The organism is Streptomyces sp. Ag109_G2-15, from assembly GCF_900215565.1.
GTDB lineage: Bacteria > Actinomycetota > Actinomycetes > Streptomycetales > Streptomycetaceae > Streptomyces > Streptomyces diastatochromogenes.
Window position 1 is genome coordinate 107,946 of the sequence record NZ_OCNI01000002.1, and the last position, 26,704, is coordinate 134,649.

Consider the following 26,704-nt stretch of genomic DNA (forward strand, 5'->3'; position numbering starts at 1 on the left):
GGAGTAAGGGCGGGCGATGCGCCCCAGGCGATGGCCTGCTCGGTGCGTCAGAACGCACTCACAGCAGTCGGGCCCGCGCGGCCTCACATCCGGGATCTCAGCACGTCGACCTCACAGCCCGGCGCGAAGGGATCGAAGCCGTGCTCGATCAGCCAGCGAACCACCAGCAGGCTTCGCAACGACCACCACGCGTGGATCAGGTCGAGGTCGATGTCGGTGCCATAGCCGGCGACGACGTCGTCGAGGTGCTCCTCGTGTCCGAGCGTGAAGGTGGCGAGGTCGTACAGGGCATCACCCTGGCCCGCCTCGGACCAGTCGATGATGCCCGTGACCTCGTCGCCGTCGACGAAGACGTGCGCGATCTGCAGGTCGCCGTGCGTGAACGCCGGAGTCCACGGCCGGAGCGCGGCCTCGGCGACCTGGCGGTTGCGGGTGACCAGGTCAGCGGGCAGGACCCCGTTCGTCACGAGCAACTCGCACTCGTCGTCGAGTTCCGCCGCCAGCGCGACGATGCTCCGGCCGGCCCGGCCCGGCAGGGGCGGCAGCGGCGCTTCGTGCAGCTTCCGGATGGCGGTGCCCGCCGCGGCCCACGCCGCCCGCGACCCGGTCGACGGCCCGCCGAGGCGCCCAAGCGTCGTCCCCGGGAGCGCGGCGATCGCGAGCACGGGCGGCTTGCGCCACAGGACCTCCGGGGTCGGGACCGGCGCTAGGGACATCGCCTCGACCTCGACGTCGATGCGCGCCTGATCGGCGTCCACCTTCAAGAACACGTCACCGACACGCAGAGTCGCGCGCTCGGAATGGGCGACAACGACTTTGACCTCATCCATGGGCGACCAGTATCCCGGGGATGATCGCCGACGTCGCCAGGTTTATCGCGTGCGATTACGCGGCTGACCGCGTCCCGCTACGAGGAAAGCGGTGGGAGCGGAGGCTAGCGGGGGCGAGGCGCGGCTCGTCGCTTGGATCGGCATCGCTACCGGAGTCATTGCGATCCTCGCTTGGTTCGGGATCTCCAGTTGGCGCGATCTCACCAGCAAGGTGTCATCCGGCAGCCATACGGAACCCGACAACTCCCCGACCCCGACGCGCACCACCGTGTCCCTGTACGGCCTGCGTGATCCATGCGCGGCTGTGCCTGCAGCGATGATCACCCAGCTCGACTTGGGATCCGGTCGTGAGCAATCCAGCCCTTCTTCCAGAAGATGTGTCTGGCGTCGCTCGGATGGCGGCGTCTCGTTGATGGTCAATGTGCGCCTCGACACCCTCACCAAGGGCGCTAGAGATCTTTAATAGCTGGGGTTACGAAGCATCCCCTTGGACGGGCCGTGGGTGCCGCGCCAAACCATCGATCTGGCAAGGTCGATCGCCAAGTCGGCGGCAGGCTGCTGATCGCTGCGACCGTCGCCTACGACGTCTACGATGTGGCGGCCGCACCGAGCGGACCCAGACGGCCATCCACGACGGTGTCAGCCTGGCGGGCGGCCTCGCGGGCGCAGGTTACGGCGCCAGGTTCGGGGCGGACCTCGGGTCTGTCGGCGGCCCTGTCGGGCCCGTGGTCGACGGGAACTTGGGAGGTGGCGTGGTCGGCAGCGGCATCGGCGAGGGCATTGTGGACGGGATCGGGGATCTGTTGTAGATGAGGACTTGGCTGGAGGGGCTGTTCAGAAAGGGACGGCCACGCACCGCGGATGAGACCTCGCTGGAGAGCCGGGCGGTGTCCTCGCCCGAGGATGCGGCGGTGGGCCGGGCGGAGATCTCGCCCGAGGAGCGGGCGGTTCTGCTCGTCGGAATCCTCGACGACCCTGCGGCACGCGAGGATGAAAAGGACGACGCGGCGGGGTATCTGGAGGACTTCTCCGGCCCGCTTGTCGAGTCGGGTCTGATCCGGACCATTCGCGCCGAGGACTTCACCAGCGTGCTGGCCCAGATGTGCGCGGAGTCCCTCGGCGGAATCTGGGCCAGGACGGGCCGCGTGGACCCCGCCTTCATGGCGGAACTGCGGGGGCCGGCGAAGGACGAGGTCTTCGGCATCCTCGGCGTCCGTGCCCCGCACCTGCTGCCCCCTAACGCCCTCTAGAAGATCTTTAACGGCTGAGGTTGCGGAAGTTGGAAGTCAAGCCCGGTTTTGGCGATGAGGCCCTCGATGAGGCGGGGTCGGTACTGCATCCGTTTCAGCCGTGTCTTCACCAGCGCGGTGAGCTGGTCGAGGCTGTGTTTTGTGAGGTTGGCCAGCGATCTCTTCAGGTGCGACCACACGCCCTCTACGGGGTTGAGTTCGGGGGCGTACGGCGGCAGCTGGTAGACGGTCAGCCATAATCGGGCGGCGATCAGCTCGCGCATGGTGCGGCTGACGTGCGTGTTCAGATTGTCCCAGACAAGGACGACGGGGCCGCCGAGCTGCTGGTGCGCGGCATCCAGCAGGCGGGCGTAGTCGGTCTCGGTGAAGCCTTTGCGACGGCCCTTGGCGGGACCGCGGTCGAGGTGGATGCGGTAGATCAGCCGAGGCCGGTGGCCGGCTTTGGTGCAGATCAGCGCCGCCATGGAGACACGTTTGGTGCCGGCGGCGGTGACCCGCACCGTCGGGGTGTGGCCTCGACGGCCCCAGGTGCGGCCCTTGGGCGGCCTCAGGCCCTGGCCGGCTTCGTCCTCGAAGCAGACCCAGGCGCCCAAGTCCGCCGCCCTCTTTTTATGACGGGCCACTGCTCGTCCTTCCAGGCGGCGATCTTCGCCTCGTCCCGCTCGGTGGCCTTGCGGGAGGGGACCTGCACGCTCCAGCCGATGCGGTGCAGCAGCAGGTCCAGCCCCGCCAGGGTGTACTCGACACCGAACCGGCGGCGCACGACCTCGGCGATCCTCGCCAGCGTCCAGCACTGGTCACTCCAGCCGGAGGCGGCAGGACCGGCATCCAACACCGTCTCCAGAAGGAGCAGTTGTTCAGCATCGAGCTTGCAGCGGGCACCGCCGGGGCCCTTGGAGGCCAGGGCCCGCCGACCACCCGAAGCCAACGCCCGCCGCCAGCGGTTCGCCGACATCCGGGTCACCCTGAACCGCCGGGCCACCTCCCGGTCACTGGCCCCGGCCTCGATCAGGTCAGCGGCTGCGAGCCGGACTTGCTCACGCCGAGCCCGTTCCCCGGCCGTTAATCCACCGCCATCGGGATACCTCATCCTCCCGGCATAGCGCCGCCCACGACAGCCGTCACGACCAGACGTAACCCGCGCCGTTAAAGATCTCTAGCGACAGAGCGTTCAACGGCATCCCAGGGCATTTGAAACGGAAGTTCAGGATGGCCAGTGCGATGTGATACGGCCAACCTCGTACGGCGCTGTCGAGATGGACTACATCTCCCGCACGCCCGATTGCATCCGCGCTGAATCTCTGTCCAAGGCGGCCTACCCGAACCTGTCCCGCTAGCTCAGGCCGCCTCGGACAACCTCACCCACCTCGCCCCAGCTCCCGTCCCGTACGCCATCGACCCACACGGCTGGTTCACTCCGCCGCCTGGAGGCGAGGCGCCTCAACGGCGTGGTGGTCGCCACCGATGACGAGCGCATCGAGGAGGTGTGACACCGACTGGGCATCGAGTGCATGCGCACCGGAGAGCACCTCACCGGCCCGGACCGCGTCGCGGAGTGCGCGGAGCGCCTGCTGGCCGACGCGTACATCAACATCCAGGGCCACGAGCCGTTCATCTCCCCTACCGCGATCGACACCGTCTCCGAAGCCATGGAGCACCTGGCACCGGGAACGCCGGCGGTGGGCGCCGATCCCCTACCCGCGCGGAGGTCGGCCACGATACCTGCGCCAGCTCGGCCTCTACGGCTTCACCGGAACGGCCCTCAGCATGTTCCTGGCATCTACCCCAGGGGTCGAGAGGGCCTACCGAAGACGTGGAAATGCTGCGCTTCATCGAACACGGTCACGGCGTACGGATGCTCGGCGTCGTGGACGAAGGGTTGGAGGTCGACACCCCCGAGGACCTCGCGAGGGCCGGCACCTTGTTGCGGACTCACACCAAGAGTGCGATCTCCAACTCCTCCTGATGACCGCGGTCGACGGCTACTCCCTGCAGTCCGGCGCCCTGCTCGCACGCTTCCACTGGATCACGCCCCGGCCCCGGGCGCCGGAACAGCGGCACGCTCGGCGTTTCGGCCACCGCTGCTCCAGACCCCGGCCCTTGCACCGCAAGGGTCGATGCAACCCACAAGCTCCGACGCGCGCTCAATCCCAGGGCTACCAACACGACTGAAACACATGTGTTCGAAATTCCGGCTGACACGTTGAGCCACAGGAGCAGCCACACAATCGTCGAGGGGGACCACGTTGACTTCAGCCAAGCCACAAGCACATACGACGCCCCATAACGTGACACGGGGCGAGGAGTACTCGTACCACGACAAGTCCAGCTGCAGGGCCCCTGTGCGGATGAGCACGACCGCATTGGCGCGGCGGCTGCCCACGGCGGCTCTCCGGGCGCCGAGCTGGTCCGGGCCGGGAGGCGCCCTGTGAAGAGGTTCTTCGGACGCGTACAGATGGCCGAGCCGGAGGTCTCCGACGCCGAGCAGGAGCTTTTCGGCGGCCCTTTGCGCTACGACTTCGGCTGGTCGGAACACGAGCGAGCCCGACTCGACTTGACGATGATGTCGGCTCTGCGCTCCATGCCCAGGCTGGTCGGGGCGACCTTGCGGATGGCGTGGCAGGCGGACCGTCGCGCTCTGCTCACGGTCGCCATCAGCGAGATCGGGCAGGGTGTCGCCGCGGCCGTCGGGTTGCTCGCGGTGAACGCCGTCATGCACGCGCTGCTCGGCTCGGGCACACCCGGGCAGCGGTTGCACGCGGTGCTGCCGGGCTTGCTCGCCGCCGCCGGAGCTGCCGTGGTGAACTCGGGCCTGGCCGGATGGTCCACCTCGCGGGCGGGCCGGCTGGAGCCGGTGGTCGAGCGGATCGCCACGACCCAGTACCTGGCCGCCGCCGCGACAGTGGAGCTGGAGGCCATCGAGGACCCGGAGTTCCGGCGGCTGATCGACGTCGCCCAGTACGGCGCCGGATCCGCCCGCCGCATGATCGGCGCCTGCGTGGCCGCGCTGAACGGGACCATCTCCCTGATCTCCACGGCCGGCGTCCTCACCCTCCTCCACCCGGTCCTCCTGGCGATGCTGATCCTGATCGCGGCGCCGCGCGGCTGGGGCGCGATGCGGGTGGCGCAGGAACGGTACGTGTCAGTGATGAGCTGGATCGAGCACGTGCGGGCCAGCCGCCTCATCGGCAACCTGCTCACGGAGCGCACCGCCGCGCAGGAAGTGCGCATCCACGCCGTCGGGCCGTTCCTGCTCAGCCGCTACGAACGTATGGCCGAGAGCGCCGAGGCCGAGCAGGAGCGGCTGGCCTCCAGCAGAGCCGTCACCGAGTGGGTGGCCGCCGCGCTGTCCGGCCTCGCCATGGCGGCGACGTCCCGGTTCCTGGACGAGGCGGCACGACGCACCATTCCCAACGGGGGCGATTCCGTTCCGGCACAGGTGAAGCAGGTCGTCCTCGACCGGGTCAGCTACCGCTACCCGGACCGCGAAGCCCCCGCCCTGGATGGGGTGTCGCTCACGCTGCCCATGGGCTCGGTCACCGCCGTGGTCGGCGAGAACGGCTCCGGCAAGAGCACGCTGATGAAGGTGTTGTCGGGCCTGTTACTGCCGCAGAGCGGAACGGTGTTGTGGGGTGATGCCGACGTCGCTTCCCTGGACCGCTCCGAAGTCTTCGACCGCGTCGCACTTCTCACCCAGGACTTCCAACGCTGGCCCGTGACCGCAGCGTTGAACATCCGGATCGGCCGACCCACCCAGGAAGCCGGTCCCGAGGACCTTCAGCCGTCCGTCGACTACGCGGGTGCGGGACCGGTTGTCGCGAAACTTCCCGACGGCCTGCAGAGCCTGCTGGCCCGGATGTTCCGCGGTGCCAGCGAACTCTCCGGCGGCGAGTGGCAGAAGATCGGGCTCGCCCGTACCCACTGGCGCAGCTCCACCTCGGATGCCGACAGCGTACTCATCGTGGACGAGCCCACCTCCGCCCTCGACCCGGAAGCGGAGATCGCCGCTTTCAACCGCATCCGCCGGCTCGCCGCCCCGAACCGGGCCGTCGTCCTGGTCACCCACCGCATGTCCGGCGTCCGCCACGCCGACCGCATCTACGTCCTGCACCACGGACGGCTCATCGAGCACGGCAGCCACAACGAACTCATGACCGCCCAAGGGCGCTACGCCTCGATGTTCGACGCGCAAGCCGCCCAGTACGCCCCCACAGGCACCATCCCCCGCCCCGGCTCCCCCACCGTCGCAGATCCCGCATGACCTCGCCCGAAAGGCCCAGCGTGACGACTCCTCCCACCGCGACCCAAGAACACGATCCCAGCGCACTGCGGAACCGGCTCGTCGACCAGCTCCTCGCGGCCGGCCACATCCGCACCGCTGCCGTCGAGGCCACCCTGCGCAGGGTGCCCCGTCACGTCTTCGCCCCCGAAGTGCCCGTGCGGACCGCGTACGCCGATGACATCATCCCCACCCGGCACACGCCCGACGGCCGCATCAGCAGCTCCGTCAGCGCACCGTGGCTCCTGGCCGCCATGCTCGAAGCCGCCCGCCTCCGGCCCGGACACCGCGTCCTGGAGATCGGCTCGGGCGGCTACAACGCCGCCTTGATCGCCGAACTGGTCGGCCCGACCGGACAGGTCACCACCGTCGACATCGACCCAGACGTCACCGACCGCGCCACCCGCCTCCTCGCCGCAGCCGGATACGACCACGTCCGTGTCCTCACCGCGGACGCCGAACATCTGCCCGCCGATGTTGTCCCAGAAGGCGGCTTGGACGCGGCGATCGTCACGGTCGACACCTGGGATCTGCCGTGGATCACCATGGTCGCGGAGGGCGGACGCCTCGTCGCCCCGCTGCGCCTCCACCAATACGTGTGGTCCATCGGTTTCACCAAACGCGACGGTGCGCTCATCAGTGACGAGCCGCTCACCGTGTGCGGCTTCGTGCCCATGCAGGGCGCCGGCGCATGGGACCCGAACCTGCGCACCATCCCAGGCCGCGGCATCCGCCTTGCTTTCGAGGACGGAACCCCAATGCCCGTCGACCAGCTCGCCCCGGCCTTCGACAAGGCGCCCTCCACGGTCCGCACGAACGTCACCGTCGGGGGTGAGGAACCCTTCGACTCCCTCACCCTGTATCTGGCCGGCGCGCTCCCCGGCTTCTGCCGCCTGTCAGTCGACCAGGATGGCCACAACGGCGTCATCAGCCCCCCACCGCCGCACTGGCCAGGCGCGGCCATCGTGCGCGGGACGTCACTCGCCCGCTTGGCACACGAGCGGATCGGAGACGGCGATCACGGCAAAGGTGAACACGAGTTCGTCATCCACGGCTACGGACCGGCCGGTCACCTGGCGGCCACGGAAATGGCCGAGCACGTCCAGCACTGGCAGCACAACCACCGCGCCGCGCCCTGCCCCCGCATCACCGTGCAACCCAAGGACGCCACCGGACCGACAAGCGCCGACACCGACGGCCTGCACGTGTTCCACAAGAAGTACACGCGGATCAAGATCGACTGGCCCGTCGTACCCGGCACCGCAGCACCTGCTCTGGTACTGCCTCGTCTCTCAGCCTCCGCCAATGCCCGCCAGGACCAAGATCCCGGCTGTCCCGCCCGCTCGCAAAGTAGCCGAGTGGCGACCACCCCAGCCCCCGCCGACTACTGGGAGCAGCTCTGGGCCGGCGGACGCCGGTACCGGGAGGTCACCAGCACCGAGGCCACGCTGCTGGCCGACCATGTAGGACCGGGCCGCGGGCGCCCGGCTCTCGACATCGGCACCGGCGAGGGCTCCCTCGCCCGCCACCTCCACCAGCTCGGTTACCGCACCACCGGCATCGACTTCGCGCCCAGCGCCATCGCCGCAGCCCGCAACACCCAGCAGGGCGAGGGGCCGGCCTGGCACCTGATGGACTTCACGTCCGATGGCCTCAGCGCCCTGCCGGACCCCGCGTATGCGGTCGTTGCCTGCCGCCTGGTCTATCGGTGGATGGACGACAAGGTGGCCTTCCTCGACCGCGTCCGGCAGGTTCTGGCGCCCGGCGGGACCTTCTGGGTCGTCACCGAACTCGCCGACCGTCGCGAGGAGAACGATCCGTACAGGCACCTCGGGATCACACCCGCCGAGGCCGAGACACTCACCGCGGGCTGGTCCGTCGTACGCACCGCCGATCTCGACGTGCTGCGCTGCTATGCACTCCGCCCCTGAACGCAGCATGGAGGTCGACGTGTTGGACGTCGAACATCAGACCCGCCTCGCCTGGGACACCTACGGAAAACACCACCTGGGGCGCGGTACGCCCCTGATGGAAGTGGACGAGATCATCTGGGGCCCTGCCGCGAACGGGCCGGGGAACGCCATCCTCGGGGAAATCAGAGGCCTGCGCGTCCTGGACATCGGCTGCGGCCCTGGTCGGCACGCCGCACACCTCGTCCGCACCTACGGTGCGCAGGTGGACGGCGTCGATGCTTCCCTCAGTCAGATCGAGAGAGCGCGCGCCCGCTACCCCGATGTGCCGGGCCTGCGGCTGGTCCACGCCGACGCCGTCGAGCACCTGGGCACGGCAGCACCGTACGACGTGATCTACTCCCTCAGCACCTTCCACTTCCTCGACCCGCACCGACTTTTGCCCACCCTGGCGACCGCACTCAAACCGGGCGGACGGCTGTGCTTCACCGTGCTGCACACCAACTCCGCCGGCGACGGCCCCACCTCGACCGTCACCCCACGCCCGGAGACCCTGCGCCTGGCCGGTGGCGACGATCTCACTGTGCACATGTGGGTACTCACACCCGAGTTGTGGGAAGACCTGCTTGTGCAATACGGGCTCCGCGTTCAGGGCATCACCGTCCTCGACGCACCGGAGAAGAACAACCACGCCTCCTACCGGCTCTTCCAGGTCCACCGACCGGCCCGGATCACCGCCCGTCCCCGCACCCCGAAACCACCCTTCGCCCACGCGGCCGTCGGCGTCGGCGCCGTGCTACTCGGACCCCAGGGCATCCTCCTGGGCCGGCACCGGCTGGGCACACGAGAGCTGCCCGGCGGGACCGTGGGGCCGGGCGAGTCACTGCAGGGGGCAGCCGTGCGCGAACTCGCCGAGGAGACCGGCCTGTACGCCGAACCCGACGACGTCCGTCTGCTGGGCATGCACCTCGACCAGGTGGGCGACGTCGTCCGCATCACCTTCGGCGCACTCGTCACCCGCTGGCGCGGAGAGCCGGCCGACCAGCCCGGCGAGAGCGTCGGCGACTGGCGCTGGTGGCCGCTGGACGCCCTGCCCCCGGACCTGTTCGAGTGCAGCGCCCAGATCCTCACCGCCTGGCGCCCCGGCCTGCCGATCAACTACGCCCCCGCCCACTTCACCCCCATCACCGACCCGCTCACGCCCCCTCCGAGCGACCCAAGCCCTGAACGGCTAGGTGTTGCGGGTCAGGACGTTGGTGACGTGAGTTGTTGGCAGATCAGCTGGTGAGCAAGTTGTGCCGTCGCCAGCAGGTCCTCGCGAGCCGTGTCGACGTTGGACCGCACTGACAATCCGTGCCAGACGGATTGGATGAGCCCGGTCAGGACCGCTGCGTTGGTGCCCGCGGCTAGTTCCCCGTCCTGGATCGCTCGTTCGATGCGCACGAGGAGGGCCTGCTCGTTCGAGCTGTGCAGTTCGGCGACGTAGGCGCTGGTATCGAGCGTGCTCGTGCTGTCGGTCATCACGGCGCTGCTGATGAGACATCCAGGGTGCGTGTCGCTTGGCTGGGTGAACTCGTGGACCGAGTCGGTGAGGATGCGTTCGATGACCGTCTGGATGTCCTTCTCGGCGACAGCCTGCTGGTAGATCTCGCGGTAACGCTCGGCGTAGGTCCGCACCGCTTCCTCGAACAGTCCGGCCTTGCTGCCGAAGGCGGCGTAGAGGCTAGAGGTGGAAAGCCCGAGGGCCGCGGTCAAGGTGCGGGTCGAGGTGCCGGAGTAGCCGCGTCGCCAGAAGAGGCGAGCGGCGTCAAGGACCGCACGGTCGCGGTCGAAGGCTCGTGGTCGTCCACGGTTGCGTTCGGTCACGCTTGCATTGTAGATCGTTCGCTCCATAATAGATTTATGGAGCGAACGATTCAGAAGAAGCTGTCGGTCGGCGGGGACAGCTGGGTCACGGTCGATGTGTACGGCGAGCCGGATGCCCCGAGCCTCGTCGTCGTCCCGGGCGTGATGAGCGATGCGCATACGTGGCGCCGTGTTGCGGGCGCCATCGACGCCTGGCCCTCAGTAGTAGTCGTAAACCGCCGGGGACGTACTTCCTCAGGGCCGTTGACCAACTCGTACTCACTGCGGACAGAGGTTGAGGACCTCGGCGTGGTCCTTGACGAGTTCGACAGCACTAGGGCACTCTTCGGCTGGAGCTACGGCGGCTTGATCACCTTGCTGACCGCCAACGATCGCCCGATTCCCCAGGTGATCTCCTACGAGCCGGTGATGCGGCCATTCGGACGTCATGCACTGCCGGACCTGAAGGTCGCAGCGGAGACGGCGGACTGGGATCGCTGCGTCGAGATCGTCAATCGGCAGATCTCCGGCTTCTCCGCTGCGCATGTCGAGGATCTTCGGGCCGATCATTACGGTTGGGCGATCTTGCGTCGCTTGAGCGGACCGCTGTACGCCGAACTCGGCGCGCTCAACGCGACGCTGCCTCCGGATGTGATGGCGCGACAGGCAGATCAAGTCGACCTGATCATCGGCCAGCGCAACCGCGGAACAGCCCCCTACGGAACGTCGTTCGACAACGTGCGGCAGCACGTCGCTCACGCCGGAGTCCACGAACTCCCCGGCCAGGGCCACCTGGCCCACATGCAGGCGCCGGCAGAACTTGGCCACCTGCTCAACACCCTCGCCGCCATCTGATGGTCACCCATGCCAACGCACCTCTCTCCATTGAGGGCCGCAGGCGACTCGTCGAGCGATGCGTGTCACGTCCGATCGCCCACGTTGCTGCGGAGATGGGCATCTCCAGGGCATGCGCGTCCAAGTGGGTCAACCGGTACCGTCGTCATGGTGAGCTCGGCCTGCACGACCGGTCCTCCACACCCCACCGCCAACCTGTGCGGGCATCCTTCTTCACTGGACGGAAAGTGCGCGCTGTGACGCCAGCTACGGAGTTGCCCCGGCCAGGTCGGTCGCCCCGTGGCGGCCAGCAAGGGCGCTCGGCCCATGTGCCCTGCATAAGGCCAGCAACGGCGCTCCAATGTGCCCTGCCGCACAACCGTGGACTTCCGACGGTGCGGCGTGGCGGCGCGGCCTCGCGGGCCGGAAGCCTACTCCCGTGCCTTGGGGCACCTATCTAAAGTAGCGAGCCGTGCCACTCCCGTGCCAGAACGGAGGTGATCACGTGTCGGGTGTGCCGGGCACGGGACGGGGAGTCTCTACCCTCGCAAGCCGCCCGCGACGCCTACAGCCCGGGACGCACTGCATGCGGCGCTGACCGACTGCCTCATGGCCGACGGCGAGAGCCTGCCGACCACGGACCGCTCCCCGCCTGGGACACCTACGGCATCGACGACACCTCGATGACCACGCCGATCGCCTGGTCGATCACGGTGTACAAGCTGACGGTCTCCTGGAGCCGACGACCAACCGTTGCAGCTCGCTGTTCTTTCGTGGACGGGCGGGGACGGCGTCGCTTTTCCTCCACGCCGTTGAGCTTCAGGGTGACCGTCCGCCCCGCAGAAAAAAGTTCTGTGGATCTTCGCGGCAACCTTTTCGGCCTCTCTGACCACTCAGTGTTGTCCGGCCAAGCGGGCCGGTCAGATGCAACAGTTGAAAGAGAGCACAGGCATGTCCCTGGAACGAGAGCGCAGACATGTCCCCGGTCCACCCTCGTCATCGGTGGCGTCCCGCGGCGGCCACCGTGCCGACGGCGGTGCGCGCGGTGGCCGTCCGAAGCATCGTGGTCGTCGGTTGCTCGCGCGTCGGGGCCTCTGGGCGGGTCTCGCCATGGTGGTCGTGGCCGGCTCGGCTGTCGTGGTCAGCCAGGCTTCGGCGGAGCAGAAAACCCTGGACCTGAAGAAGTGGTACGTGCTGGTCAACCGCAACAGCGGCAAGGTGCTGGACGACCGGGGCTCCGCCAGGAACGACGGCGCGGCGGTGGTGCAGTGGGCGCGCCACGGCGGGGGCAACCAGCAGTGGCGGTTCATCGACGCGGGTGACGGGTACTACCGGCTGAAGAACCGGACCTCCGGCAAGGTGCTGGACGACCTCGGCTGGTCGAAGACCGCCGGCTCCGCCATCGTGCAGTGGAAAGACCTGAACGGCACCAACCAGCAGTTCAAACTGGCCAAGTCGTCGAACGGCTACGTGCGTTTGGTCAATCGCTTCAGTGGTATGGCTGTCGGTGTCCGCAACGCCGCCAAGGCCGACGGGGGCGGCGTCGTCCAGAACCGCGACCGGGGCGGCGCCGATCAGCAGTGGCAACTCGTCCCGGCCGGGAGTGTCGGCAGCTCCGGTACGCCCACCGCGCCGGGCAGCGGCGTTCCCGCAAGCCCGACTCCGAGCGACACGCGACCGTCGCCTTCGCCTTCGTCGCCCGCGGGCGGTGGCGGCAGCTCGACGAAGCCGTTCATGGGCAGTGACAAGGTGATCATCGGCGGCTCGATGTCCGACGCCTCGGCGACCGCCGCGCCGTTCGACGCACGCTACGCCTATGTGCACAGCCAGCCCGCCCCCTCGTCGGACTACTACTCGGCAGCGCGCTGCCAGGACGCGTGGTCGGGTTGGTGGGGCTGCTGGAACGGCAGCACCACGGCGCCCGGCACTTACGTGACCTGGCGGGACGACGTGGCGGCCCACGCGACGTACAAGGGCAGCCCGCGTCCGCAGAAGATGCTCTGGACCTGGTACTCGTTGCGCGACCTCGGGGATGCGGCAGGCCAGGGCGACGGTCCGGGCGAGGTCAAGGCCATCAACCGGCTCGACCTGCTCACCCGGTACCTGAACGACTACCGTTTCTTCCTCCGGAAGATCGGCACGTCGCACGACGCGATCGACCTCGAGCCCGACTTCTGGGGCTACGTCCGGTCGCTCGGCGATCCGCACCAGGTTCCCGCACAGGTCTCGGGCGCGAATCCGAAGGATTGCGGATCGCAGGAGAACAGTGCCACCGGACTCGCCCAGTGCCTGATCTCGATGGCGCACAAGTACGCGCCGAACACCGCCGTGGGCCTCCACCTCACCTGCTGGGACTGGCAGAACAACACCCAGGGATGTGTCAAGGACTACGCGAGCCTCGGGGCGAAGAACGCCGACTTCCTGGTCGCCGATGTGTCGGACCGCGACGCGGGCTGGTACGCACAGCCGGCCCACGGCGGCCGTGACACTTTCTGGACCGACCAGAAGGCTGCCGCCGCGCTGCAGTTCTACAAGACGATGGCCGAGTCCGTCGGCAAGCCGGTGGTCCTGTGGCAGATCCCCGTGGGCAACATGGCGCAGAACAACACCCGCAACCACTACAAGGACGACAAGGTGGACTGGTTCTTCGCCCACATGGATCAGGTGGCGAACGCCCACATCGCCGGCCTGTTCTTCGGTCCGGGGCAGGACGAACAGACCACGGTCGAGTCCGACGGCGGAAACCTGATCAACAAGACGATCGCCTATCACAACTCGGGCGGTACAGCGCTCAAGTAGCGGTGCAGCACTCAAGTAGGTGAAAGCTGACGAAAGGCGCCCCCATCTCTTCGATGGGGGCGCCTTTCGTCAGCTTCGTCGGGCTGGGGACTTCTCCGGGAGGCGGGTCAGCGCTTCAGGGTGAGGATGCCGGGCCGGTACGGCAGGTTGTCGTAGGAGGTGTTCGGCGGGGTGTTGGGCGCCTTGCCTTGGTAGAGGAACTGCAGGTTGCAGGGGTCGATGGTCATGGTCTGGTCGGGGTTGTTGCGGACCAGGTCGCCGTGGCTGATGTCGTTGGTCCAGGTGGCGCCGCTGTTGGCCTTGCCGGCGAAGGGGTTGGACTCGGTGGCGGCCTGCGGGGTCCACGGACCGTTCAGGCTGGAGGCGGTGAAGGAGCGGAAGTAGCGCTGCTCGCTCGCCCCCCGAGCCTCGACGATCATGAGGTACTGGTTTTGGCCCTGGACCTTGTAGACCTGCGGCGCCTCGAACAGGTTCTTCTCCGTGTCGCTCATGACCGTCGTGTACGACGAGCCGAAGCTGCCGGGGAAGTTCCCGATCGGCATGGTCGCCTTGTAGATCTTGCCGTTGTCACCGGCGAAGAACAGGTGGATGTTCTTGTCGTCGGCGATCAGGGTCTGGTCGATCGGGCCGGTGGAGGAGTCGGTGCGGGGGATGCTGCCGGTGAACAGCGGCTGCGGCGCGGACCAGCCGTTGGGGTCGGTGGGGTCGCTGGAGGTGCGGTAGGTGAAGGGCCACGGACCCCACTGGTACGCCAGCACCCAGATCTTCTTGGGCGCGAAGTAGAACAGCGTGGGCGCCACCGCCTTCTCGCTCATACCGGTCTGGCGGGCCGCCGCCATGTCCGACCAGTTCGTGAAGGGGCTGAACGCCATCGAGCCGTAGGCCGATCCCGAGTAGTCCGACCCGTAGACCAGGTGCTTGCCGTTGTAGGTCACGGTGGTGAAGTCCTTCAGCGAGGCCCACCCGTTCGCCGGCTGCGCCAGCGCGCCCGTCGAGGTCCACCGGTACGTCGACGGAAGCGCACACGTGTCGCTCTTCGGCGCCGCGGTCGGCTGGAAGGTCCAGCGTTGGTTGGCGCCGCCGCCGTTGGTGTCCCAGATCTGGACGGGAGTGCCGTTGGCGGTCCGACCGCCGGGGATCTCCAGCGCCCGGCCGCTGGCGACGTTGGTGAGCGTGTAGGAGCCGTCGCTGTTGTGGCGGGCCTTCCAGTGCTGGTGGGCGCCGCCGTTGGCGTCCCAGACCGTCATCCTCGTCCCGTTGGCCGTCCGGTTGGCCGGCTCGTCCATCACCCGGCCGCTGGCGACGTTGGTCAGCGTGTAGGAGCCGTCGCTGTTCCGGTTGGCCCGCCACTGCTGGTTGGAGGCGCCGCTGGCGTCCCACACCTGGAGCGGGGTGCCGTTGTCGTTCTGTCCCGCGGGCTCGTCGAGAACGCGTCCGGCGGCCGCGTTGGAGAGCGTGTAGACGGTGCCGGAGCTGATGCCCCCGGCCTGCGTGCCGCCGCTGCCGGTGCTGCCCAGGGCGGTGAGCACGGCGCTGTAGGCGGGCTTCTTGTTGCCGCCCGCGTCGAACAGCAGCGCGTTCTCACCGGTGCGCCAGGAGTCGCTGTCGCGGATGCCCCACACCGTGATGCCCGTGCAGCGAGCGACGTTCATGCACGCCTGGACGGCGTTGGTGTAGGCGGTGGCGGACGCCTGGGCGATGTCGAGCTCGGTGATCTGCACGTCCACGCCGAGCGCGGCGAAATTGGACAGGGTGGTCTGGAAGCTCGCCGGCGGGCCGCTGGATGCGAAATGGCTCTGGAAACCGACGCAGTCGATGGGCACACCGCGGGACTTGAAGTCCTTGACCATCTTGTAGACGCCCTGGGTCTTGGCGTCGGACCAGTTCTCGATGTTGTAGTCGTTGTAGCAGAGCTTGGCGGAGGGGTCGGCGTTCCGGGCGGTGCGGAAGGCCTCCTCGATGAAGCCGTCGCCCAGCACGTCCTGGAACACGGAGCTGCGGTGCCGGCCGCTGCCGCCGTCGGCGAACGCCTCGTTGACCACGTCCCAGGCGTAGATCTTGCCCTTGTAGTGGGTCATCTCGGTTGTGATGTGGTTCTTCATCACCGTGCGCAGGGTGTTGGCGTCGGTGATGGACTTGACCCAGCCGGGCAGTTGGGAGTGCCACACCAGGGTGTGGCCGCGCAGGCGCTGGCCGTGCGCGGAGGCGTGGCTGACGATCGAGTCGGCGGCGGCGAAGGTGAACGACCCGCGGGAGGGCTCGATGGCGTCCCACTTCATCTCGTTCTCCGGGGTGATCATCTTGAATTCCCGGTCGAGAACGGCGGAGTACGTGGAGTCGCCGAGCTTGCCCCCGGCCACTGCCGTGCCGAAGTAACGGCCGCTGCCGGCCGCCGCGTCGGCGGCCGTGGCCGGTGCGGCGGCCTCCGGCGTGCGTGCGGCCAGGGCGACCAGTGGTACGGCGGCGCCCGCAGCGGCGAGGACCACGGAGGCGGCGATCACGCGGCGGGTCGCCGGACGGCGACGATGAGAACGGTTCTTATCTGACAACGACATGTCCTTCTGCACAGCGGGACTTGATCCGGTCCCGGTCACCCGCCAGTTGCCGCCACGCACACAAAGGTTGCCGCGATCGAGGCAAGCATTCTCACGGCCGGCGCCGTCGCCCTGCCGCACAGCGGCGTTCACCGCGTCGGGACGAACCCTCCCCGGACCGACGCGGAGCCGCCTGAACCCTGTGCGTCGACGCGGTAGCCGTCGGCCGCGGCACTGCGCACGCCGGGGCCGTTGTTGAACTGCGCGGCGAACTCATGGTTCCCGGCCGGCACGGTCAGGCCCGGCTTGAGGACCCAGCGGTAGACCAGCGCGCCGCCGGCCTCCTGGACGGTGACGGTGAAGTCACCATTCGGCAGGGTCTGCCAGGTGCCGGTGTTCTTCGCCCTGCCGGTCTGCACGATCCGGATCTCGACCGTGAGCGAGGTGAGCAGCTGGGTCGTCTTGAGGACGAGGTTGCTCTGCGTCCAGTAGACGGTGCTCTTCGGATCCAGCGAGCCGGCCGACCACAGCGGCCCGTTCTGGTTCTCGCCGGCGGTCGGCGAGGGACTGGTGGCCGGCGGAGTCGGGCGCGAGCTGCCCGGGGTGGTGACCGGGGGCGGCGCGACAGGGGTGGGGCGGGCCGATGTCGGGTGCGGGGAGCTGACGGTCGGGGACGGGGTGGCAGGCGTGGTCACGGTGGGCGACGGCGCCGGGGTCGCGACGATGGCGGCGACGGCGAGGCCGCCGGTCGTCAGGATGCCGCTGGCGGCGAGCCCGGCGAGGGCGACCCTGGTCCCGGACCGGGCGAACGGTCGCGCGCGGTGACGGACGGCGGGGCCGGCCATGCCGCGTTCCACCCGGGCCAGCATCCGCGCGCGGTCGGGCCGGTGGGCCTCGGCGGCCTCGCGCAGCCGACGGTCGATTTCCTCGTTCACCGGTTCCTCCTCCTCCCTGGCACCAGGTCCCCGGCCGCGTGTGCGCCCAGTAGCTTTCCCAGCTCGGCCATTCCCTTCGAGGTCTGGCTCTTCACCGTTCCGACCGATATGCCCAGCGCTGTCGCCGTCTCCTTCTCCGACAGGTCGAGGGCGTGCCGGAGCACCACGCAGGCGCGCTTGCGGAATGGCAGTCGGGCGAGCGCCGCGCGGACGTCCAGCACGGCCGCCATGTCGGGCCCCTCCACCTTCTCGGGGCTGCGGGACCAGAACAGTGTGATCCGGCGTCGCTCCCGCACCGTGCTGCGGATGCGCCCCCGCGCCAGGTTGGCCACCACACCGCGGGCGTAGGCGAGCGGGTGGTCGGCCTGCCGCAACCGGTCCCAGCGCTGCCACAGGGCGACCAGGGCATCCGCCGCGAGGTCGTCCGCCGCATCGGTCTCGCCGGTCAGTAGGTGTGCCAGACGGGCGAGCTCGGCATAGTGGCGTTCGAAGAATTCGTGGAACTCCACGGACGCGTCATCGAGGACCATCCCCCGGTCGCCCTCTCCTTGCCATGATGTGCGCGTTAGTTGCGCGTTCAACAACGGGGAGCGCAGCCTAACAGTGCCCAGCCCGGGATGCGAACGGCGGTCGTGCATGGTTGCGGGGCGGTGCAGGCCGGCCGGCGGGCTGGTCAAGGCCGGGCGAACCGGACGCCGGTCGGCTGCGCGACGTCCGGCTGCACGGCGGCGACGAGCAGCGCCAAGGGAATGCCCGTGACCATTCCGCGCCTGCGCCACGGTTGCGGCGCGGCGTGCTTCGTTGCCCTCATGCCCGTCCATCCGGTAGTTCGAGTCGGCCTTCCGGCTCCTAGTTGCCGCAGAGGACGAGAAGGTTGCCGCCGCGTACTCCTCCAACGGCCTCGGCGCCGGCGGACACGGACGTCGCTCGGTCATCCTCGCCCCCGAAACTCGACACCCCACCGCAGTACGATCGACCCACTCAGCCGTCAACCCCACCTACCGACGAGTTCAACGAACTACCGGTAGGTATCACGCTCTATGGGTTTGATTCGTACCGGAATGCTGATCGGTGGCCACGGAACATCACACAGTTTGCTCGCGGCGGGTCACGTACGTCGCACATCTGCAAGTCGTCGTTTCCGTCCAGATTCTGATCGAAAGACTGCACTATCCAGGGAAATGCCGGGTAATCAGTCTGATCGGAGGTCTGCTGCGGGTTCCGGCTGCAGGGAGCTTTGGATCTAGTGTCGAACTCCGGGCATCTCTTGCCTATTTCAGTGCTGTGTCCGTCAAGTCCCCCTGTATTAGGTGCACATGCGGACAGCGCCGTAACACCTGACCATCGACCGCGCCGAACAACCTGCGCCTATCGACGCCCTCGACAACTGCCCCGACCAGCCCGTCGCCCTCACTCTCAGCCGCTGAAACGGGTCCGGCCCGCCGCTACGGGGGGAAGCGGCGGGCCAGATGACCGCTACGATCGCACATCCGCTGTCCCGGCATGCCGTCTCCTGCTGAAGTCGCCCCCGAGCTGGGGTAATTGCCTGACCGGTGACTCGCGTGGGCGTCTCAGGCGGGGCCGAGCCTGCTGAGGGCGGTGGTCCAGCCGGTGACGATGGCCTTCTGTGTGGCGGAGAGCGTGACCGTGCCCTTGCAGACCACGGTGTGCAGCTTCGCCCCCACCGGATCCTTCGCGTTGTTGACCCGGAACCCTTCCGGTGGCCGGGGCCGGCGGGCTCCACCCACAGGTTGCAGTAGTCGTTGGGGTCCCCGCCCAGCTGCAGGCTGATGAGATGACATCCGGGGTTGCTGATGAGTGCCGCTGGTGTCGCTGGCGGGTGGCGGAGTACCGGCTTTGGGCCCGCTGAGTGGCCACTAGCTGGGATTATTCGCTCATGACGGTGACGCTGCTGACGATCGGCTCTGCCCGATTGCGGACAGGCTCCTACGGTTGCGGGCATGGCAGTTCGGCAGCGGGTCACGGCGAACTGATCGCCCTGCGACGGCACTTGCAGGGATGAGGCGGCCGCCCTGCGGGCCATCTCAACCGTCAGCAGCCTCTCGGAATGACGACGCTACAAGTTCTTGCCGCTCGCCTGGACCGAGTCTAGGCCGAACTCGCACTGCACCGGCTGGCTCACGACTACTGCGTGGGTGCCGACCACCGCGACCCAGTCCGCTGGGAGGCAATTTGGACAGCGGACGCCGTGTGGGAGACCAGCTCGGACCAGATATTCACGGGGATCGAAGCCATCCGCGCCGCGGGGGTCGAGCAGCAGTGGCAGGCATTCCCGATCATGCAGCATGCCACCGCCAACCACACGGTGGAAACACCTTCGTCCTGACCGGTTCTGAAGGCTTTTCCGTCCGGGGCGTGGAGACTCTTCGCGTGCGGCGGGCCGGAAAGGAGGAGCCGAGATCGCCGCATCCATTGCGACGCCAGCGCGTGGCAGATGTGCCGCTTCGTTCGCGCAGCTCCGGTCCGTGGGGTCGGAGCTGCCCGAGGGGTTACGGAACGCCGGTCCGGGTCACTGGGTGTAGAACGTGGCGTCGGCCCGGTCGGTCGTCGTGCTCACAGCCTGGACGTACAGCAGGTAGTTGTAGTGGCGGATGTAGCGGCCCGGGAAGTTGTACGACTCGTAGGAGACTCCGGCGGAGTCCGCGAGGCCGGCCCGGGCCGTGAAGGAGGCGTCACCGGCGAACAGCGACGTCCCGTCGTTCTTCTCCACCCACACCTCGTTGTTCTTGTGGCGCAGGAAGTAGCCGGGGAAGTTCGCCGACTCCAGGGAGACGGTGCCGGTGTCGGCCAGACCGGTGACGACCCGGAACTGCGAGTCGGCCAGCGGCGAGACGTTCGCCTCGATCTTGGCGCGGTAGTCCCAGTGCCGGATGAACCGGTCGGGGAAGTTGCACGAGGAGAGCCGGATCGGGGTGAGCCCGTCGGCGACCGGGATGCCGAAGTCGGGCGTGCCGTCGGCCTTCCAGTAGATCTTCTGGACGCGGGTGCGGCGGTTGGGGTCGTTGAGGGGGGAGCCGCTGATGTCCTTGTAGCTGCGGTCGTGGTAGACGAGGATGTCCGACTTGCCGTCCTCGGAGACCGTGAACTGGTTGTGCCCGGGGCCGTACTGGCTGGTGGCGGCGAAGCTGGCGAAGACCGGGTTCGCGGTCTTGGCCCACGACGAGGCGCTGAGCAGGTCGGCCGAGGCGGACGCGGTCAGCATGCCCATGCAGTAGACGTCACTGGTGGCGCTGGCGGAGAAGGTCATGAAGACCTTGCCGCCCCGCTGGATCACTGCCGGGCCCTCGTTGACCGTCACTCCTCCGGCGGTCTCCCACGCGGCGGTCGGCCGGCTGATCATGACCGGGGTGCCGGTGATGGTCCACGGGCTGGACATCTGCGCGATGTAGAGGTTGGTGCCGGAGCCGACGGCCGGGTCGTTCTGCGCCCAGGCGAGGTAGCGGGTGTCGTTGACGGCGAAGGTCGTCGCGTCCAGGGAGAAGGTGTCCAGCGGCAGGGCGATACGGCCCTTCTCCGTCCAGGCCCCGGTGATCGGGTTCGCGTCGGTGCACTCCAGGACATAGGGCCGGATGTGCCAGACGTTGTTGGCGTCACCGGCGGCGAAGTAGATGTACCACTTGCCGTCGATGAAGTGGATCTCCGGAGCCCAGATGTAGCCGCCCATCACACCGGTGGCGTGCTTGGTCCAGATGGTCGTCTCGGCGGCCGAGGTCAGCCCCTGGATGGTGGTGGCGCGGCGGAGCACGATGCGGTCGTACGCCGGCACGGTGGCGGTGAAGTAGTAGAAGCCGTCGGTGTGCTTGAAGATGTGCGGGTCGGCCCGCTGCTCGGCGATGGTGTTCGTGTACGTCACACCTGGTGAGGCGGGCACGGCGGCGTGGGCGGTACCGGCCGAGACGCCGGTGACGGTGGCGGCGGCCGAGCCGGCGATCATGCCGAGGACCGTTCGACGGGTGAGCGCAGGTGTCACGGAGGACTCCCTCTGATGCCGGTGGTGCGGAGCTACCGCCTGTTCCCCATGGCCGGTATTTCGAACACCGTTCGTAATTTCAGCCAGAAGATAGGTACTGCGCCCACCTCAGTCAACGCTTCCGACCAAAGAAAGCATCGTGGCGCCACCCGAACCACTTGAGGAACCACGCATTGCCGGATGTATTGACGCTCTCTGTTTCCCCTCCTATTGTCTGCTCGATCTTACGAACACCGTTCGATATATCGCACAACTCACCTGGTCGGACAGTGAGTTGATGCCACACGCCGTCTGACCACACCCCGCTCACGTGCTCTGCCCGCCAACCATCCGTCCGGCCCGCACCCCGGCCCCCGCCCCCGCCCCGAACAACAACCGTCACTTCGCCGCACAAGCCGTCACACCACCGGCGCACCGGCTCGCATGCCCGACCCGGGACACCACGGCGACCCGCACTGCACACGGGAGACCCACCGTGGTCCGGAGCCGCTCCCTTCCGGATCGTGCGGTGGCCGGGCCTTGTCCCGCCCGCACCGAGACCGGGCTTCCCCGCCACCTCGCTCTCCCCCTTCGTCCGACGGTGGCGCCTGCACGACGACAGGAGATCCCATGACCGCTCTTCGCTGCCGGCTGTCGGTGATGTTGCTCGCCGTATGCCTTCTCTTCACAGGCCAGGCTCTGACCACACCCCAGCGGGCGGCCGCCGCCGACCCCGGCTACCTGATGGTGCACTTCACCGGCGATTCCGCGACCGGCCAGATGCTGTACCTCGCGCACAGCACGGACGGCCTGCACTGGAACGACCTCAACGGCGGAGCGCCGGTCCTGAACTCCATGATCGGCACGAAGGGGGTGCGCGACCCCGCACTGGTGCGCTCTCCCGACGGGAGCAAGTACTGGATCATCGCGACCGACCTGTGCGTCCGCTGCGGCTCGACGTACACCAACGGCAGCCCCAACTTCGTGGTGTGGGAGTCGACCGACCTGGTCACCTGGTCGAAGCCGTGGCTGCTCGGCGCCGCCGGACTGATCCCCGGCGGAAAGAACGCATGGGCGCCGGAGGCGATCTTCAACCCCGAGACCAACGACTACGTCCTGTACTGGGCGACGAACGCCACGGTGAACGGCATCTTCAAGTACCGCATCTACGCCGCCCGCACCAAGGACTTCCGCACCATCACCACCCCGCAGATCTGGATCGACCCGCCCGGCAGCACTCCGGTCGTCGACACCCAGATGACGGAGGTGCCCGCCGGCACCGGCCCCTACCGCTACCTGCGGGTCTCCGGCGACGGCCAGAACAACGTCGAGGGCAGCAACTCGATCCTGGGGACGTGGACCAACCTCGGCAACCTCTCCAGCATCGGTCTCACCGGCAATGTGGTCGAAGGCCCGGTCTGGATGAAGTTCAGGGACCGCAACGAGTGGGCCCTCTACATCGACTACAACAACCCGCAGGGCGTCCGCGAATACAGGCCGATCCTGACGACCAACCCGTTCGACGTCAGCACCTACCGGCTTCAGGATGCGGCCAGCTACGACATGGGCGGCACCCCGAAGCGCCACGGCGCGATCATGACCCTCACGGCCGCCGAGGAGAGCCGCGTGCTCGCCCGCTGGCCCAACACCCCGGCCCAGCGGCTGCAGTCGTACAACTTCCAGGACCGGTATGTGCGCCAGATCAACTTCGACGTGCGCATCGACCCCGACGTCATCCCCGTCGAGGACTCCCAGTTCCGGCTGCGGCCCGGCCTGGCGGGCACCGACACCGTCTCCTTCGAGTCGGTGAACCACCCCGGCTACTTCCTGCGCCACGCCAACTACGACTTCCAGCTCGCCCTCTACGACGGCAGCAGCCAGTTCGCCGCGGATGCCACCTTCCGCAAGGTCGCCGGGCTCGCCGACTCCACCTGGTCGTCGTTCCAGTCGTACAACTTCCCCGACCGCTACATCCGCCACTACGCGTACTACCTGAAGCTCGACCCGATCACCACCGCCACGGGGCGCGGCGACGCCACCTTCCGTGTGACGAGCTGACCCGACGCCGACAGGGATGCCGGCGCCTCCAGGGAGAGCGCCGGCATCTCCTGGCATCTGTCCCCGACGCCAACTGCCCGGCCACGTGAATCCGCCCCTGCCCGTCGACCGCCTTTCGGCGCTGACGAGCAGCCCGGCCCCGAATCCGGTGCCGAAAACGGCCGAAGCCGCACCGGCACGGAGGCGTCGGCGCGACCCGCACCGTCCGCACGGCCGGGCACCGGGGGCTCGCCGACGCTCACCCTCACACCCATCCTGAGAAGGAGCCCTTCATGTTCAAGCCACCGTGGATACACAGCGTCAGACGCGCGCTGCTGGCGGCCGGTGCCACCGCCGCGCTCGCCGCCGGTCTGCTCACCGCCACGGCCGCCCCCTCGCAGGCCGCCACGCAGGGGCCGTGCGACATCTACGCCGCGGGCGGCACCCCCTGCGTCGCCGCGCACAGCACCACCCGCGCCCTGTACGGCGCGTACAACGGCCCGCTGTACCAGGTCAGGCGCGCCTCCGACAACGCGACCAAGGACATCGGCCTGCTGGCTGCCGGAGGTGTCGCCGACGCCGCGCAGCAGGACTCCTTCTGCGCGAACACCAGCTGCGTCATCACCGTCATCTACGACCAGTCCGGCAAGGGCAACAAGCTCACCCAGGCGCTCAAGGGCCACTGGCCCGGTCCGGCCGAGAACGGGAACGACAACCTGGCCAACGCCTTCGAGGCTCCGGTCACCGTCGGCGGACACAAGGCGTACGGAGTCTACGTCGCCCCCGGCACCGGCTACCGCAACAACAACACCAACGGCATCGCCACCGGCGATCAGCCCGAGGGCATGTACGCCATCTTCGACGGCACGCACTTCAACGGCGGCTGCTGCTTCGACTACGGCAACGCCGAGACGACCGGCAACGACGACGGCAACGGCACCATGGAGGCCCTCTACTTCGGCAACAGCAAGGGCTGGGGCTGGGGCAGCGGCAACGGCCCCTGGGTCATGGCCGACCTGGAGAACGGCCTGTTCTCCGGGGTCAACCGCGGCTTCAACGCCAATGACCCGACCGTCAACAACCGGTTCCTGACCGCCATGCTCAAGGGCGGCCCGAACCAGTGGGCCATCCGCGGCGGCGACGCCCAGTCGGGCGGCCTGTCCACCTTCTACGACGGCGTACGCCCCAACGCCACCGGCTACAACCCGATGAAGAAGCAGGGCGCGATCATCCTCGGCATCGGCGGCGACAACAGCAACACCGGCCAAGGCACCTTCTACGAAGGCGTGATGACCCAGGGCTATCCCTCGGACGCCACCGAGAACGCCGTCCAGGCCAACATCACCGCCGTCGGCTACAACAGCGGCTCGACCAGCACCGGAACCCTCACCCCCGGCTCGCGGGTCTCCCTGCAGGCCACCACCTCGCCCTGCTGCACCTCGCACTACCTGCGCCACAACGACGCCGACACCAAGGTCGTCATCTCCTCCATCAACTCCGCCAGCTCGGCCACCGACAAGGCCGACGCCACCTGGATCGTCCGCGCCGGACTGGCCAACACCTCCTGCTTCTCCTTCGAATCCGCCAACAACCCCGGCCAGTTCCTACGCCACTCCAACTACGAGCTCTACCTGAATACCGACAACGGCGGCAGCTCGTTCGCGAAGGACGCCACCTTCTGCCCCACCGCGGGCAACAGCGGGGTCGGCACCTCCTTCCAGTCCGTCAACTACCCCACCAAGTACATCCGCCACTACAACTACACGGCGTACATCGCCAGCAACGGCGGCACCAACACCTGGGACTCCACGCGGTCGTGGGCCCAGGACACCAGCTGGCTCACCGCGTCTCCCTGGAGCTGACGAGGGACCGAACCCGTGGGCGCCTCCGGGCCGGGGCGCTCACGGGTTCGGGAGCCCCCACTCTTTCCCTACGCCCTGGAGGCACCAGATGAGCGCAACCCCCCTCCCGTCGCGCCGGCTGTTCCTCGGCATGGCCGCGGCCGTGCCACTGTCCATGACCGGCGCGCTGACGCTCGGCAGCCGGTCCGCGAGCGCCGCGACGGGCTCCCCGTTCGTCATGGGCTACTTCACCCAGTCGCCGAGAAACCTCGGTACGGACTACGGCCTGCACCTCGCGGTCAGCACCGACGCGCTGCAGTGGATGCCGCTGAACCAGAACAACCCCGTGGTGACCCCGACCGGGGGCGACGGTGGTCTGCGCGACCCGTTCATCCTGCCCAAGCAGGACGGCACCTACGTCGTCATGGCGACCAACCTGAAGGGAACCGACTGGACGAAGCAGAGCCAGGTCATCCACGTCTGGGACTCCACCGACCTGCGCTCCTTCGACAACTACCGCCTGCTGAAACTGCACTCGATGGCCACCCACAGCTGGGCGCCCGAAGCCTTCTGGGACGCCTCCCGTGGCCAGTACGCCATCATCTACTCGGCCGTCAACAGCAGCGGACACAACGTGATCATGGTGAACTACACCACGGACTTCACGACGGTGACATCACCGCAGGTCTTCTTCGACCCGGGCTACGACGTGATCGACGGCTCCCTGGCCATGAACGTGAACGGCGTCAACTACCTGTACTTCAAGGGCCACAACAGCCTCGTGGGGGCGAGGTCCACCTCCCTCGCCCCCGGCAGCTTCACCGTCTTCACCTCCGGCCTGGCGCCGCAAGGAGGCATCGAGGCCCCGATCCTCGCCCAGGCTTCCGGCACCTGGTACCTGTGGGGCGACGCCAACGCGGTGTTCTACGCCTGGCAGACCAGCGACCTCTCCACCGGCACCTGGACCGCCACCGACCGGCGCGTCTACACCCAGCCGCTGAACTCCAAACACGCCACCATCCAGCCGATCCCCCAGACCGTGTACGACAACATGGTCGCCAAGTGGGGCAAGCCCGCCTGGAACCGGCTGAAGTCCTACAACTTCCCGGACAGATACTGGCGGCACGCCGACTACACCGGCCGCATCGACCCGTACCCCTTCGACCCCTACACCGACTCGCAATGGAAGCTGGTGCCGGGCCTCGCCGACCCCTCCGGCGTCTCCTTCCAGTCCGTCAACAATCCGACCCGCTACCTGCGGCACGCCTACTACCAGCTGCGGCTTGACGTCAACGACGGCACAACGAAGTTCGTCCAGGACGCCACCTTCCACAAGACCGCCGGGCTCGCCGATCCGTCCTGGTCGTCATTCCGCTCGTACAACTACCCGGACCGCTACATCCGGCACTACGACTACGTGCTGCGTATCGACCCGATCTCCACCGCCGTCGGCAGAGCCGACGCCACGTTCTCCGTCTGGTACTGAGACGACATGCCACGGGGCCCCGTGCAGAGGAGGGCGCCGTCGGTTGACCGCGGCCCGGACACGCGCCCTGGGAGAACCCGACATCGTGGGCCCAGGACACCAGCGGCTCGCCGCCTCCCCTGGAGCTGACGGGCAACCGGCCCCGGACCGGTGC

At 68.1% G+C, this 26,704-nt stretch carries 20 protein-coding genes and 2 pseudogenes; 12 read left to right on the top strand and 10 right to left on the bottom strand.

Annotation, left to right across the window (positions count from 1 at the left end; all coding sequences use genetic code 11):
- Window positions 1-83: 83 nt before the first annotated feature.
- Window positions 84-830 carry a phosphotransferase family protein gene (locus tag CRP49_RS36925; RefSeq protein WP_097257805.1) on the bottom strand — a complete coding sequence of 249 codons (747 nt, stop codon included), beginning with the start codon at window positions 828-830 and terminating at the stop codon, window positions 84-86.
- A gap of 809 nt (window positions 831-1,639) precedes the next feature.
- On the opposite strand from CRP49_RS36925, the gene CRP49_RS36930 reads away from it, so the two are divergent.
- Window positions 1,640-2,080 carry a hypothetical protein gene (locus CRP49_RS36930; RefSeq protein ID WP_097254047.1) on the top strand — a complete coding sequence of 147 codons (441 nt, stop codon included), beginning with the start codon at window positions 1,640-1,642 and terminating at the stop codon, window positions 2,078-2,080.
- On the opposite strand, the gene CRP49_RS36935 is transcribed toward CRP49_RS36930, so the two are convergent.
- From CRP49_RS36935 to CRP49_RS48495, 3 genes are all read right to left on the bottom strand, one after another.
- Entirely contained in the window at window positions 2,077-2,631 is a 555-nt protein-coding gene (locus CRP49_RS36935) for a transposase (RefSeq protein WP_373560392.1), read from the bottom strand. The genes CRP49_RS36930 and CRP49_RS36935 overlap by 4 nt on opposite strands.
- Window positions 2,628-3,170, bottom strand: coding sequence for a winged helix-turn-helix domain-containing protein (locus tag CRP49_RS36940; protein ID WP_097254046.1), 543 nt, complete (start codon window positions 3,168-3,170; stop codon window positions 2,628-2,630). Before CRP49_RS36940 ends, CRP49_RS36935 begins: the two co-directional genes overlap by 4 nt.
- A 322-nt stretch (window positions 3,171-3,492) precedes the next feature.
- Window positions 3,493-3,684 (bottom strand): hypothetical protein, encoded by a 192-nt coding sequence (locus tag CRP49_RS48495; protein ID WP_257033887.1) that lies wholly within the window; start codon window positions 3,682-3,684, stop codon window positions 3,493-3,495.
- Here CRP49_RS48495 and CRP49_RS36945 point away from each other — a divergent pair.
- From CRP49_RS36945 to CRP49_RS36960, 4 genes are all read left to right on the top strand, one after another.
- Window positions 3,592-4,287, top strand: a complete 696-nt coding sequence (locus CRP49_RS36945; protein ID WP_257033745.1) for a cytidylyltransferase domain-containing protein — start codon at window positions 3,592-3,594, stop codon at window positions 4,285-4,287. The genes CRP49_RS48495 and CRP49_RS36945 overlap by 93 nt on opposite strands.
- A gap of 221 nt (window positions 4,288-4,508) precedes the next feature.
- Window positions 4,509-6,341 (top strand): ABC transporter ATP-binding protein, encoded by a 1,833-nt coding sequence (locus CRP49_RS36950; RefSeq protein ID WP_097257806.1) that lies wholly within the window; start codon window positions 4,509-4,511, stop codon window positions 6,339-6,341.
- 20 nt (window positions 6,342-6,361) lie between these two features.
- Complete coding sequence (fxlM, locus tag CRP49_RS36955) at window positions 6,362-8,290, top strand: methyltransferase, FxLD system (RefSeq protein ID WP_179851957.1); 1,929 nt, start codon at window positions 6,362-6,364, stop codon at window positions 8,288-8,290.
- Between the two features lie 97 nt (window positions 8,291-8,387).
- Window positions 8,388-9,557, top strand: coding sequence for a bifunctional class I SAM-dependent methyltransferase/NUDIX hydrolase (locus CRP49_RS36960; RefSeq protein WP_257033862.1), 1,170 nt, complete (start codon window positions 8,388-8,390; stop codon window positions 9,555-9,557).
- On the opposite strand, the gene CRP49_RS36965 is transcribed toward CRP49_RS36960, so the two are convergent.
- Window positions 9,515-10,135 carry a TetR/AcrR family transcriptional regulator gene (locus CRP49_RS36965; protein WP_097257809.1) on the bottom strand — a complete coding sequence of 207 codons (621 nt, stop codon included), beginning with the start codon at window positions 10,133-10,135 and terminating at the stop codon, window positions 9,515-9,517. The genes CRP49_RS36960 and CRP49_RS36965 overlap by 43 nt on opposite strands.
- Window positions 10,136-10,171: 36 nt before the next feature.
- Here CRP49_RS36965 and CRP49_RS36970 point away from each other — a divergent pair, with 36 nt between their 5' ends.
- The 3 genes and pseudogenes from CRP49_RS36970 (at window position 10,172) to CRP49_RS36980 (ending at window position 13,747) form a co-directional block, all read left to right on the top strand.
- The gene (locus tag CRP49_RS36970) at window positions 10,172-10,969 is read left to right on the top strand and encodes an alpha/beta fold hydrolase (RefSeq protein WP_097257810.1); all 798 of its coding nucleotides are present in this window, start codon (window positions 10,172-10,174) and stop codon (window positions 10,967-10,969) included.
- Window positions 10,969-11,166 (top strand): annotated as a pseudogene (locus CRP49_RS36975) (helix-turn-helix domain-containing protein); the annotation flags it as partial. The gene CRP49_RS36970 and the pseudogene CRP49_RS36975, both read left to right, overlap by 1 nt.
- 856 nt (window positions 11,167-12,022) lie before the next feature.
- Window positions 12,023-13,747, top strand: coding sequence for an RICIN domain-containing protein (locus tag CRP49_RS36980; RefSeq protein ID WP_257033746.1), 1,725 nt, complete (start codon window positions 12,023-12,025; stop codon window positions 13,745-13,747).
- A 107-nt stretch (window positions 13,748-13,854) separates the two neighbouring features.
- Here CRP49_RS36980 and CRP49_RS36985 read toward each other — a convergent pair whose 3' ends face one another.
- The 4 genes and pseudogenes from CRP49_RS36985 to CRP49_RS37000 form a co-directional block, all read right to left on the bottom strand.
- Window positions 13,855-16,302 carry a non-reducing end alpha-L-arabinofuranosidase family hydrolase gene (locus tag CRP49_RS36985; protein WP_257033747.1) on the bottom strand — a complete coding sequence of 816 codons (2,448 nt, stop codon included), beginning with the start codon at window positions 16,300-16,302 and terminating at the stop codon, window positions 13,855-13,857.
- 128 nt (window positions 16,303-16,430) lie between these two features.
- Window positions 16,431-17,216, bottom strand: coding sequence for a hypothetical protein (locus CRP49_RS36990; protein WP_097257813.1), 786 nt, complete (start codon window positions 17,214-17,216; stop codon window positions 16,431-16,433).
- Entirely contained in the window at window positions 17,213-17,746 is a 534-nt protein-coding gene (locus CRP49_RS36995; protein ID WP_097257814.1) for a SigE family RNA polymerase sigma factor, read from the bottom strand. The genes CRP49_RS36990 and CRP49_RS36995 overlap by 4 nt, the downstream gene beginning before the upstream one ends.
- 1,041 nt (window positions 17,747-18,787) lie before the next feature.
- Window positions 18,788-19,014, bottom strand: a pseudogene (locus CRP49_RS37000) (hypothetical protein); the annotation flags it as partial.
- 327 nt (window positions 19,015-19,341) lie between these two features.
- Between CRP49_RS37000 and CRP49_RS37005 the strand changes: the two are divergent.
- Window positions 19,342-19,563 (top strand): nuclear transport factor 2 family protein, encoded by a 222-nt coding sequence (locus CRP49_RS37005; RefSeq protein WP_097257815.1) that lies wholly within the window; start codon window positions 19,342-19,344, stop codon window positions 19,561-19,563.
- 183 nt (window positions 19,564-19,746) lie between these two features.
- On the opposite strand, the gene CRP49_RS37010 is transcribed toward CRP49_RS37005, so the two are convergent.
- Window positions 19,747-21,171 carry a family 43 glycosylhydrolase gene (locus tag CRP49_RS37010; protein WP_097257816.1) on the bottom strand — a complete coding sequence of 475 codons (1,425 nt, stop codon included), beginning with the start codon at window positions 21,169-21,171 and terminating at the stop codon, window positions 19,747-19,749.
- 645 nt (window positions 21,172-21,816) lie between these two features.
- Between CRP49_RS37010 and CRP49_RS37015 the strand changes: the two genes are divergently transcribed.
- The 3 genes from CRP49_RS37015 (at window position 21,817) to CRP49_RS37025 (ending at window position 26,550) form a co-directional block, all read left to right on the top strand.
- Entirely contained in the window at window positions 21,817-23,244 is a 1,428-nt protein-coding gene (locus CRP49_RS37015; RefSeq protein WP_097257817.1) for a glycoside hydrolase family 43 protein, read from the top strand.
- Window positions 23,245-23,516: 272 nt separating this feature from the next.
- A complete protein-coding gene (locus tag CRP49_RS37020; RefSeq protein WP_097257818.1) occupies window positions 23,517-25,085 on the top strand; it encodes an alpha-L-arabinofuranosidase B in 1,569 nt (522 codons plus the stop codon).
- A gap of 88 nt (window positions 25,086-25,173) precedes the next feature.
- Window positions 25,174-26,550 carry a glycoside hydrolase family 43 protein gene (locus CRP49_RS37025; RefSeq protein ID WP_097257819.1) on the top strand — a complete coding sequence of 459 codons (1,377 nt, stop codon included), beginning with the start codon at window positions 25,174-25,176 and terminating at the stop codon, window positions 26,548-26,550.
- The last annotated feature ends 154 nt before the right edge of the window (window positions 26,551-26,704 follow it).

What these genes read in the sequence shown, in the direction of transcription:
- CRP49_RS36925 (WP_097257805.1), bottom strand. Translation starts at nt 830, where the DNA reads ATGGATGAGGTCAAAGTCGTTGTCGCCCATTCCGAGCGCGCGACTCTG.
- CRP49_RS36930 (WP_097254047.1), top strand. Translation starts at nt 1,640, where the DNA reads ATGAGGACTTGGCTGGAGGGGCTGTTCAGAAAGGGACGGCCACGCACC.
- CRP49_RS36940 (WP_097254046.1), bottom strand. Translation starts at nt 3,170, where the DNA reads ATGAGGTATCCCGATGGCGGTGGATTAACGGCCGGGGAACGGGCTCGG.
- CRP49_RS36945 (WP_257033745.1), top strand. Translation starts at nt 3,592, where the DNA reads ATGCGCACCGGAGAGCACCTCACCGGCCCGGACCGCGTCGCGGAGTGC.
- CRP49_RS36960 (WP_257033862.1), top strand. Translation starts at nt 8,388, where the DNA reads ATGGAAGTGGACGAGATCATCTGGGGCCCTGCCGCGAACGGGCCGGGG.
- CRP49_RS36970 (WP_097257810.1), top strand. Translation starts at nt 10,172, where the DNA reads ATGGAGCGAACGATTCAGAAGAAGCTGTCGGTCGGCGGGGACAGCTGG.
- CRP49_RS36985 (WP_257033747.1), bottom strand. Translation starts at nt 16,302, where the DNA reads ATGTCGTTGTCAGATAAGAACCGTTCTCATCGTCGCCGTCCGGCGACC.
- CRP49_RS36995 (WP_097257814.1), bottom strand. Translation starts at nt 17,746, where the DNA reads ATGGTCCTCGATGACGCGTCCGTGGAGTTCCACGAATTCTTCGAACGC.
- CRP49_RS37010 (WP_097257816.1), bottom strand. Translation starts at nt 21,171, where the DNA reads ATGATCGCCGGCTCGGCCGCCGCCACCGTCACCGGCGTCTCGGCCGGT.
- CRP49_RS37015 (WP_097257817.1), top strand. Translation starts at nt 21,817, where the DNA reads ATGACCGCTCTTCGCTGCCGGCTGTCGGTGATGTTGCTCGCCGTATGC.
- CRP49_RS37020 (WP_097257818.1), top strand. Translation starts at nt 23,517, where the DNA reads ATGTTCAAGCCACCGTGGATACACAGCGTCAGACGCGCGCTGCTGGCG.
- CRP49_RS37025 (WP_097257819.1), top strand. Translation starts at nt 25,174, where the DNA reads ATGAGCGCAACCCCCCTCCCGTCGCGCCGGCTGTTCCTCGGCATGGCC.